Raw genomic sequence first — 13,975 nt, forward strand, 5'->3', positions numbered from 1 at the left:
GCCACGCCGACCGGAGTCACGAACACGAAAGGCACAGCGTGACCACGAACACAGTCCCGCCGCAGCCGCCCGGGGCGGCGGCCCCGCCGACCGCGACCCCGGAACTGCGCGCGGCAGGGGTGCAGTTGGCGAAACTCGCCCTGCGGTCCCCCAGCGTCACCGGCCGCGCGGTGCTGAAACGGGTGGCCGACGACGCCGCCGCGGGCGGCCGGGCCCTCGTCGGCCTCGACCTCGTCCATGTCTACCCGCCGCACCTGCTGGTGCCCGACGCCCCGCTGCCCAACCGACAGATCATGGGCTGGCTGGGTGTGGCGCGGGACGTGTGCGTCTTCGCGCCGATCGTGGTGACCTGGCTCTCGCTGTTCTCCGCGCTCGAACAGTACGAGGACGGCGCCAACTTCCTCACGCTGTGGGCCCACGACTTCGGCGGGGTCGCCGTGCTGTCGGTCGTGGCGCTGATATTGGTGGTGGTGGCCCTCACCGTCTCCTTGCACTGGCTGCGCCTGCAGGCCCAGAAGACCTCCTCGCGCGCGGAGCTGCGCCGGTCCGTGGGCGAACAGCTGGCGCTGATCACCTTCGAGCTGTCGACGACGACCGGCGCCCAGGCGGCCGCCGTGCCCACCGGTCGGCTGGTCCGCGCCGCCGGAGAGATCAGCGGCGCCACCGACCGTCTCACCTGGATCCTGCGCGAGGCCACCGAGCGGCTGGGGAAGATCTTCGACCCCGGCCCGGAATCGGGCTTCACCAAGGCGCTGGAGGGCTGGACGGCGTCGGCCGGCGCCCTGGAACGGATGGGCAAGTCCCTGACCGTTCCGCACCAGCTCATCCAGGAGTTCGCCGCGATGCGCAAGTCCCTCGGCGCGGACGAGGAGGCCACCCGCCGCGCCCTCGCGGTACTGCTCGCCGAACTGAACGAGGCGACCGAGACCTCCCGGGACTCCGACCAGGCACACGTGCGCGTGGCCGAGGTGGTGCTGGAGGGCACCCGGCAGGTGCGTGAGGCCATGGAGCGGTTCGTCGAGCGCACCCAGCTGCTGGACATGTACATGGAAGCCATGGAGGGCACGCTCAACCGCCTCGACCCCAACTGGGCGGACGCCCCACCATCGGCGGGGCCCACCGCGGCACCCTCCGGGCTCTACGACCCGATGGGCGACGACGGCTTCGACCACCTGAACGAACACGACGACGGCAGGACCGCGCCCGCGGCGGGCCGGGGCTGGGCCGACGCCCGCATGACGGCCGAGGAGCCCCGGCCCGACCCGGAGCCGACGGCACAGCCCGAGCCCGAGCCCGAGCCGGCCCCCGGCCCGGCCGACCCGTCGACCGGCTTCGGTCCCGGCGAGCGGGGCTCCTCGGACACCGACCTGTGGTACGGCGACGACGAGGGCCGCCGGTGAGCGCCCCGACCGGGCACGCCTGGGAGGAGACGTACGAAGGCCACGAAGGCGGGGATTGGGAGGGCGACGAGGGGCCGGCGCACGAGCAACGCGCGGCCACAGCCCCCCGCCACCTCGCCGGCTGGCTCTTCGCGGACCTCTTCCTCGTGCTGTTCGTGCTGGTCCTGGGGCTGTTGCCGCCCGCACCCCGGGAGAAGAAGGAACCGCCGGTGGAGCCCACCGGTCCGGCGTCCACGCCCGTGTCGGGCCAGCCTGCCGGGAAGGTGGTGGCCGGCGGCATCGACCCCAAATACCACACGGTCGGCGTCGCGCTCTCCGCGCAGTCCACCGTCCGCGCCGGGCAGCGCAAGGGGCTCACGGCCGCCGACGCGGCCAAGGTCACCGCCGCCGTGGCGCGGGAGGTGGACCGCAGCAGCAAGGGCCGCAAGGTCGGCATGCTGATCACCTTCGGCGGCGCCCCCCACTTCGAGGAGAACGCCCGCACCCTGGCCCGCCACACCAACGCGGCCCTGCTGGCGAAGGCGCCGAAGCTGTTCTGCGGCGGGAACGTCGGCACCCGCCCCTTCTGGGACGGCGACCCCCTGGGCGACAGCAGCCGGTCCTACGACGCGGTGCGCGTCGACGTCTACTACACCAACTCCTGCGAAGAGGACTGACGAGGAGCGACGAGAACGGAAGGGGAGGTTGCGCGTGGAACCCGAGGAACAGCCGGAGGCGGGCAGCGTCAGGCTCAACGACGACAACGAGGTGGAGCGGTACGACGGCGCCCGGTGGCAGCCGTACCGACAACTCCCGGACGACGGTTCGGACAACCTGCTCCGGGGCGAGGACCCGGATACGGAGCGCGAAGCGACGTGAACTCACCCGAGCCCGAGCTCCTGCCGGACCTCCCGCCCGCCGCCGGCGCCGCGCAGGCCGCCGTCGCCGACATGCGGGCCACGGCCCGCTGGTCCGTCGCGACCACCGGCGCCGTCGGCGGGCTGCTCCTGGGCGGCTTCCCGCTGACGGCCGTAGGGAAGATCCACGGCGCGACCGATGTCGCGCTCGCAGTCGGCGGGCTGGTCGTGGCGGTGGCCGGGGTGGCCTGGGCGCTGTGGACGACGGGCGAGGTCCTCACGCCCCGCTTCACCACACTGCGTTCGCTGGCGGACCCCGCGCTGGCCGACCTCCAGGCTGAGATCGACGCGGCACCCGAGACCTTCTTCGGTCCCTTCGGCCGTACCGCCGCCCAACTGGAGGCCGCCTGCCGCGAACACACCGCCGTCGCGGTGCAGCTGGCGGCCCTCCTCGCCCGGGAACGCGACGAGGAGCGACGCGCGGGACTTACCCGGGGCCTGGCCGACGCCCGCGCCAACGCCGCGAACGCGACCGCACGCCGCCGGGCCCTGCTGGAGCTCGTCCACGCCTGGCAGGTGCGCCGCGCCCTGCGCAGGGCGCGGATACACACCCTGCTCGCCTCGGTCGCCGTCGTGGCGGGCGCGGTGCTCTTCCTGCTGGCGACGGACGGCGGCTGACGGCCCGTACGACGCTCAGCTCACCTTGGCCCACGCGCGCAGCGCGTCCTCGCTCGCGAAGTTCGCCACGTTCTTGTCGTGCGGCTCGTCGGTGTACTGGTGGAAGCGCCACTTCGCCTTGATGCGGGGCTTGCCCGCGCCGACGTAGTCGGCGATCCACAGGCCGTCGCCGGTGTACGAGGTGTCGTCGACGTTCAGCGAATAGCTTCACTGTGTCTGCTCGGCCGGGGAGCGGCCGGGTGTCCCGCCCGAGACGGCCCCGGGGAGGGGGTTGGTGAGCGCGTGACCGGTCGATTCACTCGATGTGATGAACGGCTGCGAACGCGCAGCGGTGTCTCGTACAGGTGTGTAGCGTCGTGGCCGTTCCCCAAGGGGAGTTCGGCGCCGGCCGTGCCGGGCCGGCCCCAGGTCAGCACTCGATGATGTTCACCGCCAGCCCGCCCCGGGCCGTCTCCTTGTACTTGACCGACATGTCGGCGCCGGTGTCCTTCATGGTCTTGATGACCTTGTCGAGGGACACCTTGTGGGAGCCGTCGCCGCGCATCGCCATGCGGGCCGCGGTGACCGCCTTCACCGCGGCCATGCCGTTGCGCTCGATGCAGGGGATCTGGACGAGGCCGCCCACGGGGTCGCAGGTGAGGCCGAGGTTGTGCTCCATGCCGATCTCGGCCGCGTTCTCGACCTGTTCCGGGGATCCGCCGAGCACCTCCGCCAGCGCGCCCGCCGCCATCGAGCAGGCCGAGCCGACCTCGCCCTGACAGCCGACCTCGGCGCCGGAGATGGAGGCGTTCTCCTTGAACAGCATGCCGATGGCCCCGGCCGCCAGCAGGAACCGTACGACCCCGTCCTCGTCGGCGCCCGGGATGAAGTTGATGTAGTAGTGCAGGACCGCCGGGATGATGCCGGCCGCGCCGTTCGTCGGGGCGGTCACGACCCGGCCGCCGGCCGCGTTCTCCTCGTTCACGGCCATCGCGTACAGCGTGATCCACTCCATGGAGTGGGCCAGGGGGTCGCCCTCGGCGCGGAGTTGGCGTGCCGTCATCGCGGCGCGACGGCGCACCCGCAGCCCGCCCGGCAGGATGCCCTCGCGGGACATGCCGCGCGAGACGCACTCCCGCATCACCCGCCAGATCTCCAGCAGACCCGCGCGGATCTCTCCCTCGGTGCGCCAGGCACGCTCGTTCTCCAGCATCAGCGAGGAGATCGAAAGACCGGTCTCCTGCGTCAGACGCAGCAGCTCGTCGCCCGTGCGGAAGGGGTACTTCAGGGCCGTGTCGTCCAGCTTGATCCGGTCCGCGCCGACCGCCTCCTCGTCGACGACGAACCCGCCGCCCACCGAGTAGTACGTCTTCGACAGGAGCTCACCACCCTGGGCGTCGTACGCCCACAGGGTCATGCCGTTCGCGTGGTACGGCAGCGCCTTGCGGCGGTGCAGGACCATGTCGTCGTCGAAGGAGAACGGGATCTCGCGCTCACCGAGCAGACGAAGCCGCCCCGAGGCCTTGATCTCCTCCACCCGCTCGTCCGCCGTCTCCACGTCCACCGTGCGCGGCGAGTCGCCCTCCAGGCCGAGGAGGACGGCCTTGGGGGTGCCGTGGCCGTGGCCGGTGGCGCCCAGCGAGCCGTACAGCTCGGAGCGCACGGAGGCGACGGAGTCCACCAGGCCCTCGTTGCGCAGCCGGCGGGCGAACATGCGCGCCGCACGCATCGGGCCGACCGTGTGGGAGCTGGACGGGCCGATGCCGATCGAGAACAGGTCGAAGACCGAGATGGCCACGGGTGACTCCTCAATACGGGGGGGTGGTGGGGCACCTCGTGACGGGTGCCCCACCGGGACTTACTTGTTCAGACCGGGGTACAGCGGGTGCTTGTCGGCCAGGGCCTTCACCCGGGTCTTGAGCGCCTCGACGTCGTAGGACGGCTTCAGTGCCTCGGCGATGACGTCCGCGACCTCGGCGAAGTCCTCGGCCGTGAAGCCGCGGGTCGCGAGGGCGGGCGTACCGATCCGCAGACCCGACGTCACCATCGGCGGGCGCGGGTCGTTCGGGACGGCGTTGCGGTTGACCGTGATGCCGACCTCGTGGAGGCGGTCCTCGGCCTGCTGCCCGTCCAGCTCGGACTCACGCAGGTCGACGAGGATCAGGTGCACGTCCGTGCCGCCGGACAGGACGTTGACCCCGGCCGCACGGGCGTCCGGCGCGGTCAGCCGCTCGGCGAGGATCCGCGCGCCGTCCACGGTACGCCGCTGGCGCTCCTTGAAGTCCTCCGAGGCGGCGACCTTGAAGGAGACCGCCTTCGCCGCGATCACGTGCTCCAGGGGACCGCCCTGGAAGCCCGGGAAGACGGACGAGTTGAGCTTCTTCGCGAAGTCCTTCTTCGCCAGGATGATGCCGCCGCGGGGGCCGCCCAGCGTCTTGTGGGTGGTGGAGGTGACCACGTCCGCGTACTCCACCGGGTTCGGGTGGAGTCCGGCCGCGACCAGGCCCGCGAAGTGCGCCATGTCGACCCACAGGTACGCCTCGACCTCGTCGGCGATGCGGCGGAACTCCGCGAAGTCCAGCTGCCGCGGGTACGCCGACCAGCCCGCGATGATCACCTTCGGGCGGTGCTCCTTGGCGAGCCGCTCGACCTCGGCCATGTCGACCAGACCGGCCTCGTCCACGTGGTAGGCGACCACGTTGAACTGCTTGCCGGAGAAATTCAGCCGCATCCCGTGGGTCAGGTGGCCGCCGTGCGCCAGGTCCAGGCCCAGGATGGTGTCGCCGGGCTGGGCCAGCGCGAACAGCGCGGCCTGGTTGGCGGAGGCGCCCGAGTGCGGCTGCACGTTGGCGTACTCGGCGCCGAACAGCTCCTTGACCCGGTCGATCGCGATCTGCTCGGCGACGTCGACGTGCTCACAGCCACCGTAGTAACGGCGGCCCGGGTAACCCTCGGCGTACTTGTTGGTCAGGACCGAGCCCTGCGCCTCCATGACCGCGAGCGGAGCGAAGTTCTCCGAGGCGATCATCTCGAGCGTGGACTGCTGGCGGTTCAGCTCGGCGTCGACCGCGGCGGCCACGTCCGGGTCGAGCTCGTGCAGGGGCGTGTTCAGAACAGACATGTCGACTACGGCTCCTCAGCCGGCGGAGTGGGCGGCGTACTCGTCGGCGGTGAGCAGGTCGGAGGGCTCCTCCGTGACCCGCACCTTGAACAGCCAGCCACCCTCGAAGGGGGCCGAGTTCACCAGCGACGGGTCGTTCACCACGTCCTCGTTGATCTCGGTGACCTCGCCGCCGACGGGGGAGTACAGGTCGCTGACCGACTTGGTGGACTCCAGTTCGCCACAGGTCTCGCCCGCGGTGACCGTGGAGCCGACGTCCGGGAGCTGGGCGTAGACGACGTCACCGAGCGCGTTGGCCGCGAACTCCGTGATGCCGACCGTCGCGACGCCGTCCTCGGCGGCCGACAGCCACTCGTGCTCCTTGCTGTAGCGCAGCTGCTGGGGGTTGCTCATGGCCTGAATTCTCCTGTACGCGGGGGAGTGCTGGTGAATGAGTGACTGCTGAAACCGCTGGTGAACAGCGAAATGTGCGCGGGGTCACGCCGGAAGGCGAAGCACCGCGCCCAGTGTCTACTTCTGGCGCTTGTAGAACGGCAGCGCCACGACCTCGTACGACTCGTGAGTGCCCCGGATGTCCACGCCGACGCCCTTCGTGCCCGGCTCCGCGTGCGCCGCGTCGACGTACGCCATGGCGATGGGCCGGCCAAGCGTGGGGGAGGGGGCGCCGGAGGTGACCTCGCCGATCACCTCGCCGCCGCCGGCGACGACGGCGTACCCGGCACGCGGGACGCGACGGCCCTCGGCGACCAGGCCGACGAGGACGCGCGGGGGGTTCTCCTGAGCCCTGGAGGCAGCCTCGGCCAGCGCCTGGCGGCCCACGAAGTCGCCCTCCTTCTCGAACTTCACCACCCGGCCGAGGCCCGCGTCGAAGGGCGTGAGGGAGGTGCTCAGCTCGTGCCCGTACAGCGGCATGCCCGCCTCCAGGCGCAGCGTGTCCCGGCAGGACAGACCGCAGGGGACCAGGCCTGCGCCCTCGCCCGCCTTGGTCAGCGCCTGCCACAGCTCGACGGCGTGCTCCGGCTTCACGAACAGCTCGAAGCCGTCCTCACCGGTGTAGCCGGTGCGCGCGATCAGCGCCGGGACGCCGGCGACCGTGCCGGGCAGGCCCGCGTAGTACTTCAGCCCGTCGAGGTCGGCGTCGGTGAGCGACTTCAGGATGCCGGGGGACTGCGGCCCCTGCACGGCGATCAGCGCGTAGGCGTCCCGGTCGTCGCGCACTTCGGCGTCGAACCCGGCGGACCGCTCGACGAGCGCGTCCAGCACCACCTGGGCGTTGGAGGCGTTGGCGACGACCATGTAGTGAGATGACCCGGCTTCCGTCTCCGCCAGCCGGTAGACGATCAGGTCGTCGAGGATGCCGCCGTCGGCCCTGCAGATCATGGTGTAGCGGGCCCGGCCGACCTTGACGCCGCCGATGTTGCCCACCAGGGCGTGGTCGAGGAGGGCTGCGGCCTGCGGGCCGGTGACGGTGATCTCGCCCATGTGGGAGAGGTCGAACAGGCCGGCCCGGGTGCGCACGGCGAGGTGCTCGTTGCGCTCGGAGCCGTAGCGCAGGGGCATGTCCCAGCCGGCGAAGTCGGTCATCGTCGCGCCGAGCGCGCGATGCAGGGCATCCAGCGCGGTACGGCGGGGTTCGGTACTGCTCATCGGTCGGTCGTCTCCCAAGGCATGACAGGCGAGGTCGATCCTCCCCATCTGTCATCGGAACCTGAGAGGTTCGCCATGACCGCACCGGGCATGGCTTGCACCTTGGGTGGGACCACCTCGGACGGCGGCCCGCTTTTCAGATGTGCCTCGCCCGCGCGGTAACGGTGCCTGAGAGATTCAAGGGAGGGACTTGCTCCTTCGGCGCCCCAGCGACAGCTGCTGCTGGGGACTCTCCCGCGCGGATTCAAACGGCCGGTATGCAGTTGGCGGCCTCATCATTGCACGCCCGCGCCCCGGTGCGGCAGGCCGCATCTGTAACCGGCTTGTGGCAGGAAGCGAACGAAATGGCGAGGCATCGCGCATTACCTTCTCTTTACACTCGGCGGGGAGGGTTACTCGTGAGCCACCCCAGGGGAGGACCATCACGGTGAACAGGACCACCGCGTACGCGACCAGCTCGGCCGTCGCGCTGCCCGTGCAGCCGACCGCCCCGGCCCGGGAGGCGCACGGCCCGCAGCCCGTCGTCCGCGACCTGCGCGAACGCGCGGGCCACAGCCCCCACGCACTGCTCTTCGGCCCCAACGACCTCGTCGTGGTCACCGGCCTGCCCGGCAGCGGCAAGTCCACCCTGATGCGGCGCACGGTGCAGGGCGTCGGCATCGACTCCCAGGACACCCGCGACCGCTGGGACGCCGGCATGCCCCGCCTCCTGCCCTACGCCGTCTACCGCCCCCTCGTCCGCCTCGCCCACTACGCCGGACTGCGCCGCGCCCTGCGCTCCGGCACGGGCGTCGTCGTGCACGACTGCGGTACGCAGGCCTGGGTGCGCCGCTGGCTGGCCCGCGAGGCCCGCCGCCGGGGCGGCACCCTGCACCTGCTCCTCCTCGACGTCACCCCGGACACCGCCCTGGCCGGCCAGCGTGAGCGCGGCCGCGGCGTCTCCCCGTACGCGTTCCTGCGCCACCGCACGGCGGCCGCCCGCCTGCTGCGCGCCGTGGAGCGGGGCGAGCTGCCCCAGGGCTGCGGCTCGGCGGTGCTGGCCGACCGGGACGCGGCGGACACCCTGCGGCGCATCGGATTCACGGGCTGAGCCGGGCTGAGCGGGGATGAGCCGAGGTGGTACGCGCCGAGTCGGGCCGAGTGCGCGCCGACTACGGTCCGGCAACGGGCGGGGAACGGGCGGGAACGTGCCGCCCGGTACCCGCTAGCCTTTCCGCCACAGCAGTGGTTCCCGGCAGACGGTTGAGAGAGATGGACTTCCCGGCGGATTTTCCAGCGGACTTCCCGGCACAGGCACACCCCCACTCGCACGGCGGTTGGCCCGGCAACGAACTGGAGGAGGTGCTCTCCGCCTCCCTCGGCGTGCCGGGCGCCGGCGGCCGGATCGTGGAGGTCCTCGGCCGTAGCTTCGTCTGGGTGCCGCTGCCCAACGGCAGGGGCCCGCACAGCGGCCCCCTGGACCTGCCCACACTGGAGATCGAGGGCCAGGCCTTTGTGCCCGTCTTCAGCTCCGAGGAGCAGTTCCGCCAGGTCGTCGGCCCCCACATGTCGTACACGATCGCCCCGGCCGTCGAGTTCGCCCGCGGCCTGCCCCCGCAGGTCGGCATCATGGTCAACCCGGACGGCCTGGTCGGCGTCCCGCTGCCGCCGCAGGCCGTCGCCGAGCTGTGCCGCTCCGGCCGCACCCCGCTGGACGGTCCCGCGAGCGGCGGCCGGGTCCGCCTCTTCGAGCCCGACTGGCAGGACGACCCCGTCGACTTCCTCGCCGCCGCCGCCACCGAGTTCGCCGGCACCGGCGTCGTCCTCACCGCGCGCCGCTGCCTCGCCACCATCGAAACGGCCGACCCGGTCATGTTCGTGGGCGTCGAACTCTCCCATCTGGAGGGCGACGTCCGCGCCCTCCCCCTCGACGCCCTCGGCCGAGCCCTCGGCCAGGCCCCGGCCCCCTGGCCGGTCAACCTGGTCCTCCTGGACGTGGCCCAGGGCGACCCGGTGGCGGAGTGGATGCGAGAAAGGGTCCGCCCCTTCTACAACAGGGACCACTAGCGGGACCACTGGAAACACCGCCAGGGGCTACGCCTCAGGGGCGCGGGGCTGTGTCGATATGCGGCTCCGCCACGGGGCGCGATCACCCACGAACGACCCGCGCCCCACCACCGCGAACCAGCCCCCGTGCCCTCAACGGCTCAACCCGGCAGAGCGCCTAAGCTGTTTCATAATCGAGGTCCACTCAACTCACGAAGGGCGGCAAAGGTGAGCGCGAGCGGCACTGCCGCGACCGGTCAGGTCGAGCACATGCTGCGCCAGGTGACGCCCGGGCGTTACGACGCCTACGAGGCACTCCTGCGCGCGCTCGCCACCCCCTCCTCCGGCCAGGTCTGGATGCTGCTGTGGCACGGCCAGGCCGGCTCCCCCGACGCCCAGTACGGCAACATGGAGGTCGACGGCCACGGCTACACCCCCTGTGTCACCTCCGCCCAGGAGCTCTCGGCGAGCGGCTGGAACCGGTCGTACGAGGTGGTCGACGGCCTGGACGTGGCCCGCACGCTCTACCCGGACCACTTCGGCCTCTGGCTGAACCCGCACGCCCCGGGCGGCGGCGTCGGCATCCCCTGGCTCGACATGCGGCGGATCGCGACCGGCCTGGACCGCCAGCCGGCCGGACCTCTGCGGCTGTCCGAACCCGGCATCGAGATCCCGCAGTTCTACGCCCTGCTCTCGCAGAACGCCCACCGCACCCCGGCCGTCCGCTCGTTGCGCCGCGCCTGGGTGCAACCGGCGCTCGGAGCGCCGTATCTCGCCATCGGTCTCGATGTCTACGAGACCTCCCCGACCGCCGTCGACTCGGTGCGGGCGATGATGCAGCAGTCCATAGGCGCGGTCCCGGACGGTCTGCCGGTGTCGACCGTCGCCATGACCGACGAGTACGACCCGGTCGTGATGTGGCTGCGCGGCCAGGCGCGCCCCTTCTACGACCGCGAGGCCCACGCGGCTCCCGCGACGGCTCCGGCGGGCGGGTACGGGTATCCGCCGGCGTCCGGAAGATACTGACCGGCGGCGGTGCTCCGGCATCGCCGAAGCGGGAGCGGAGCTTCATCTTCGCGCGTAGATGACGCCAGAAAGTGCGCTTACGCTCAGAGTTGTCCCATTTGATACCCGTCCGGCCGCCGTTACCTGCTGTCCGGATAACGGAACCCCCCAAACAGCATCACGTTTACGCATCCTTTCACCCTTAAGTCTGGCAACAGATCGCCAAAGCGTTGAAGACTCCCGCTCCAGGGGTGGGTTCGCCCCTGTGTACGACGGACGGATCAATGCCGCCACAGCGGCAAGTGCGGGCCGGCCAACCGCCGGTTGAGAGGGGTCCCTGCCAGATGACGGCACCATTGCACGAGCCGACCGCGGAAGCGGCCCCAAGTGCGGCCGAGGAAGCGGCGGTCGCCACCGCCGGCGCGAAGGCCGTACAGGGTCGCTCCCTGGGCCGGATCGCCTGGGAGCGCCTGAAGCGGGACAAGCTCGCCCTGACGGGCGGCGTCGTGGTGCTCGTGCTCATCGTGATAGCGCTGCTCGCGCCGGTGATCACCAGCCTCGTCGGGCAGGACCCGAATGAGTATCACGAGAACCTCATCGACCCGCTGTTCGGCACCCCCACGGGGTCGCTGGGCGGCATCAGCGGCGATCACCTGCTGGGCGTCGAGCCGGTCAACGGCCGTGACATCTTCGCCCGCATCCTCTACGGAGCCCGGATCTCGCTCCTGGTCGGCTTCCTGTCCGCGGTGGTCGCCGTGATCCTCGGCACCGTCCTCGGTGTCCTCGCCGGCTTCTTCGGCGGCTGGGTCGACTCCCTGATCAGCCGGGTGATGGACGGTCTGCTCGCCTTCCCCCAGCTGCTGTTCATCATCGCGCTGGTCTCCGTCATGCCGAACCAGATGCTGGGGCTGACCGGCACGGGCGTACGCGTCTTCGTGATGATCCTCGTCATCGGTTTCTTCGGCTGGCCCTACATCGGACGCGTGGTACGCGGTCAGACGCTCTCGCTGCGTGAGCGCGAGTACGTCGAGGCGGCCCGATCGCTGGGCGCCGGGCGGCTGTACATCCTGTTCAAGGAACTGCTGCCCAACCTCGTTGCGCCCATCATCGTGTACACGACGATGATGATCCCCACCAACATCCTCACCGAGGCGGCACTCAGCTTCCTGGGCGTGGGCGTCAAGCCGCCCACGGCCTCCTGGGGACAGATGCTGTCGAGCGCGATCGACTACTACGACTCGGACCCCATGTACATGGTGGTCCCGGGTGTGGCGATCTTCATCACCGTTCTTGCCTTCAACCTCTTCGGCGACGGCGTGCGTGACGCGCTGGACCCGAAGGGCTCCCGCTGAACTGCCGTACCCCAAGCGTCCCGTGGCATCGACTACGGGGTCTCTCATCAAATCCGGAGGATCCGAGATCGTGACTACCCAACGCACCTCAGGGCGGCGCAAGCAGGCCATGGCCGCTGCCGCCGTGGTCGCCGCGCTGCTGACCACGGCGGCGTGCGGCGGCGGAGACGACGATGGCAACGGCGGCTCGAAGAGCGGTGCGGCCGGCTTCGACGCCGCCAACAACAAGGTTGCCCAGGCGTCGCTGGCCAAGAAGGGCGGCGAGCTCAAGTTCGGCGCCGCTCAGGACGCCGACTCGTGGGACACCACGCGTGGTTACTACGGCATGATGTGGAACTTCGCCCGCTACTACAGCCGTCAGCTCGTCACGAACAAGACGGAGCCCGGCAAGGCCGGCGCGGAGCTCACCCCGGACCTCGCCACGGGTCTCGCCAAGATCACGGACGACGGCAAGACCTACTCGTACACCCTGCGTGACGGCATCACCTGGGAGGACGGCAAGCCGATCACCTCCAAGGACGTCAAGTACGGCATCGAGCGCGTCTGGGCGCAGGACGTGCTGTCCGGCGGCCCGACCTACCTCAAGGAAGTCCTCGACCCCAAGGCCGAGTACAAGGGCCCGTACAAGGACACCTCCAAGGACAAGCTGGGTCTGAAGGCCATCGAGACGCCGGACGACAAGACCATCGTCTTCAAGCTGCCGAAGGCCAACTCGGACTTCGAGGAGATGCTGGGCCTGATCTCGGCCTCCCCGGTCCGCCAGGACATGGACACCAAGTCCAAGTACCAGCTGAAGCCCTTCTCCTCGGGCCCGTACAAGTTCGAGTCGTACAACCCGGGCAAGGACCTCACCCTGGTCCGCAACTCCGGCTGGAAGCAGGCCTCGGACCCGATCCGCAAGGCGTACCCGGACAAGATCTCGATCAAGTTCTTCTCCAACGCCAACGACCTGGACCAGCGCCTGATCAGCGGTGACCTGGACCTCGACCTCAACCAGACCGGTCTGTCGCCGCAGGGTCGCACCACCGCCCTGAAGCAGCACAAGGCCAACCTGGACAACCCGGTCTCCGGCTACATCCGTTACGCGACCTTCCCGCAGAACGTGAAGCCGTTCGACAACGAGCACTGCCGCAAGGCCGTGATCTACGGTGCCGACCACGTGTCGCTGCAGACCGCGCGCGGTGGCCCGGTCGCCGGTGGTGACATCGGCACCAACATGCTGCCGCCGTCCGTCGCGGGTGCCGAGGGCCAGAAGTACGACCCGTACGAGCTCGCGGGTGCCAACAAGACCGGCAACGTCGCCAAGGCCAAGGAAGAGCTGAAGGCCTGCGGCCAGCCGAACGGCTTCAAGACCACCATCGCCGTCCGCAACAACAAGCCGGTCGAGGTGGCCACCGCCCAGTCCCTGCAGGCGTCGCTGGACAAGATCGGCGTCAAGGTCGAGATCGACCAGTACGACGGCTCGCAGAGCTCCAGCGTCATCGGCAGCCCCTCGAACGTGAAGAAGAAGGGCTACGGCATCATCATCATGGGCTGGGGCCCGGACTTCCCGTCCGTCCAGGGCTTCGGTCTGCCGCTGTGGGACAGCAAGTACATCCTTGAGAGCGCCAACAACAACTTCGCGCTCATCAACGACAAGACGATCGACGGCCTGTTCGACCAGTACGTCAACACGCTGGACGACTCCGGCAAGACCAAGATCGCCACGGAGATCAACCACAAGGTGATGGAGGGCGGTTACTACCTGCCCTTCGTCTTCGAGAAGTTCATCAACTGGCGCTCCAGCCGCCTGGCGAACGTCTACACGACCGACGGCTACAGCGGCATGTACGACTTCGTCAACCTCGGCCTGAAGGCCGCGAAGTAAACCCGGCACACCCGCCGTACGGCACGAAAGGCAGGTGAAGGCCGGCGACGCGTGAGCGCGGGCCA

Annotated in this window: 13 protein-coding genes, 1 pseudogene and 1 riboswitch; of the genes and pseudogenes, 9 read left to right on the forward strand and 5 right to left on the reverse strand. The window is 70.3% G+C overall.

What is annotated here, in order from left to right; translation table 11 throughout:
- Positions 1-38: 38 nt before the first annotated feature.
- Genes ACFYWX_RS09860 through ACFYWX_RS09875 form a run of 4 tightly spaced genes read left to right on the forward strand, consistent with a single transcriptional unit; the run spans position 39 to position 2,914 of the window.
- Positions 39-1,400 carry a hypothetical protein gene (locus ACFYWX_RS09860; protein WP_389423468.1) on the forward strand — a complete coding sequence of 454 codons (1,362 nt, stop codon included), beginning with the start codon at positions 39-41 and terminating at the stop codon, positions 1,398-1,400.
- Positions 1,397-2,056, forward strand: a complete 660-nt coding sequence (locus ACFYWX_RS09865) for a hypothetical protein (RefSeq protein ID WP_389423469.1) — start codon at positions 1,397-1,399, stop codon at positions 2,054-2,056. Before ACFYWX_RS09860 ends, ACFYWX_RS09865 begins: the two co-directional genes overlap by 4 nt.
- Positions 2,057-2,090: 34 nt before the next feature.
- Entirely contained in the window at positions 2,091-2,258 is a 168-nt protein-coding gene (locus ACFYWX_RS09870; RefSeq protein ID WP_389423470.1) for a hypothetical protein, read from the forward strand.
- Positions 2,255-2,914, forward strand: a complete 660-nt coding sequence (locus ACFYWX_RS09875; protein ID WP_389423471.1) for a hypothetical protein — start codon at positions 2,255-2,257, stop codon at positions 2,912-2,914. Before ACFYWX_RS09870 ends, ACFYWX_RS09875 begins: the two co-directional genes overlap by 4 nt.
- A 15-nt stretch (positions 2,915-2,929) precedes the next feature.
- Here ACFYWX_RS09875 and ACFYWX_RS09880 read toward each other — a convergent pair.
- The 5 genes and pseudogenes from ACFYWX_RS09880 to gcvT all read right to left on the reverse strand — a co-directional run.
- Positions 2,930-3,112, reverse strand: a pseudogene (locus ACFYWX_RS09880) (muramidase); the annotation flags it as partial.
- A gap of 211 nt (positions 3,113-3,323) precedes the next feature.
- Complete coding sequence (locus ACFYWX_RS09885; RefSeq protein WP_389423472.1) at positions 3,324-4,691, reverse strand: L-serine ammonia-lyase; 1,368 nt, start codon at positions 4,689-4,691, stop codon at positions 3,324-3,326.
- Between the two features lie 60 nt (positions 4,692-4,751).
- Complete coding sequence (gene glyA, locus ACFYWX_RS09890; RefSeq protein ID WP_389423473.1) at positions 4,752-6,014, reverse strand: serine hydroxymethyltransferase; 1,263 nt, start codon at positions 6,012-6,014, stop codon at positions 4,752-4,754.
- Between the two features lie 15 nt (positions 6,015-6,029).
- The gene (gene gcvH / locus ACFYWX_RS09895; protein ID WP_389423474.1) at positions 6,030-6,407 is read right to left on the reverse strand and encodes a glycine cleavage system protein GcvH; all 378 of its coding nucleotides are present in this window, start codon (positions 6,405-6,407) and stop codon (positions 6,030-6,032) included.
- Between the two features lie 117 nt (positions 6,408-6,524).
- Complete coding sequence (gene gcvT / locus ACFYWX_RS09900) at positions 6,525-7,661, reverse strand: glycine cleavage system aminomethyltransferase GcvT (protein WP_389423475.1); 1,137 nt, start codon at positions 7,659-7,661, stop codon at positions 6,525-6,527.
- 146 nt (positions 7,662-7,807) lie between these two features.
- Positions 7,808-7,908, reverse strand: a riboswitch (glycine riboswitch).
- Positions 7,909-8,082: 174 nt separating this feature from the next.
- Between gcvT and ACFYWX_RS09905 the strand changes: the two genes are divergently transcribed.
- From ACFYWX_RS09905 to ACFYWX_RS09925, 5 genes are all read left to right on the forward strand, one after another.
- On the forward strand, positions 8,083-8,751 hold the full coding sequence (locus tag ACFYWX_RS09905; protein ID WP_389423743.1) for an AAA family ATPase: 669 nt from the start codon (positions 8,083-8,085) through the stop codon (positions 8,749-8,751).
- Positions 8,752-8,912: 161 nt separating this feature from the next.
- Positions 8,913-9,707 (forward strand): enhanced serine sensitivity protein SseB, encoded by a 795-nt coding sequence (locus ACFYWX_RS09910; RefSeq protein ID WP_389423476.1) that lies wholly within the window; start codon positions 8,913-8,915, stop codon positions 9,705-9,707.
- A gap of 207 nt (positions 9,708-9,914) precedes the next feature.
- Entirely contained in the window at positions 9,915-10,712 is a 798-nt protein-coding gene (locus ACFYWX_RS09915; RefSeq protein ID WP_389423477.1) for an enhanced serine sensitivity protein SseB C-terminal domain-containing protein, read from the forward strand.
- Between the two features lie 323 nt (positions 10,713-11,035).
- Complete coding sequence (locus ACFYWX_RS09920) at positions 11,036-12,043, forward strand: ABC transporter permease (protein ID WP_389423478.1); 1,008 nt, start codon at positions 11,036-11,038, stop codon at positions 12,041-12,043.
- A 70-nt stretch (positions 12,044-12,113) separates the two neighbouring features.
- Positions 12,114-13,910: an ABC transporter substrate-binding protein gene (locus ACFYWX_RS09925; protein WP_389423479.1), complete on the forward strand. Its 1,797-nt coding sequence runs from the start codon at positions 12,114-12,116 to the stop codon at positions 13,908-13,910.
- Positions 13,911-13,975 lie beyond the last annotated feature (65 nt).

Origin of the sequence: Streptomyces sp. NPDC002888, from assembly GCF_042888465.1 — a bacterium.
Lineage (GTDB): Bacteria > Actinomycetota > Actinomycetes > Streptomycetales > Streptomycetaceae > Streptomyces.

Excerpts from the sequence above, each read along its gene's own strand:
- gcvT (WP_389423475.1), bottom strand. The coding sequence starts at position 7,661 with ATGAGCAGTACCGAACCCCGCCGTACCGCGCTGGATGCCCTGCATCGC.
- ACFYWX_RS09910 (WP_389423476.1), top strand. The coding sequence starts at position 8,913 with ATGGACTTCCCGGCGGATTTTCCAGCGGACTTCCCGGCACAGGCACAC.
- gcvH (WP_389423474.1), bottom strand. The coding sequence starts at position 6,407 with ATGAGCAACCCCCAGCAGCTGCGCTACAGCAAGGAGCACGAGTGGCTG.
- glyA (WP_389423473.1), bottom strand. The coding sequence starts at position 6,014 with ATGTCTGTTCTGAACACGCCCCTGCACGAGCTCGACCCGGACGTGGCC.
- ACFYWX_RS09920 (WP_389423478.1), top strand. The coding sequence starts at position 11,036 with ATGACGGCACCATTGCACGAGCCGACCGCGGAAGCGGCCCCAAGTGCG.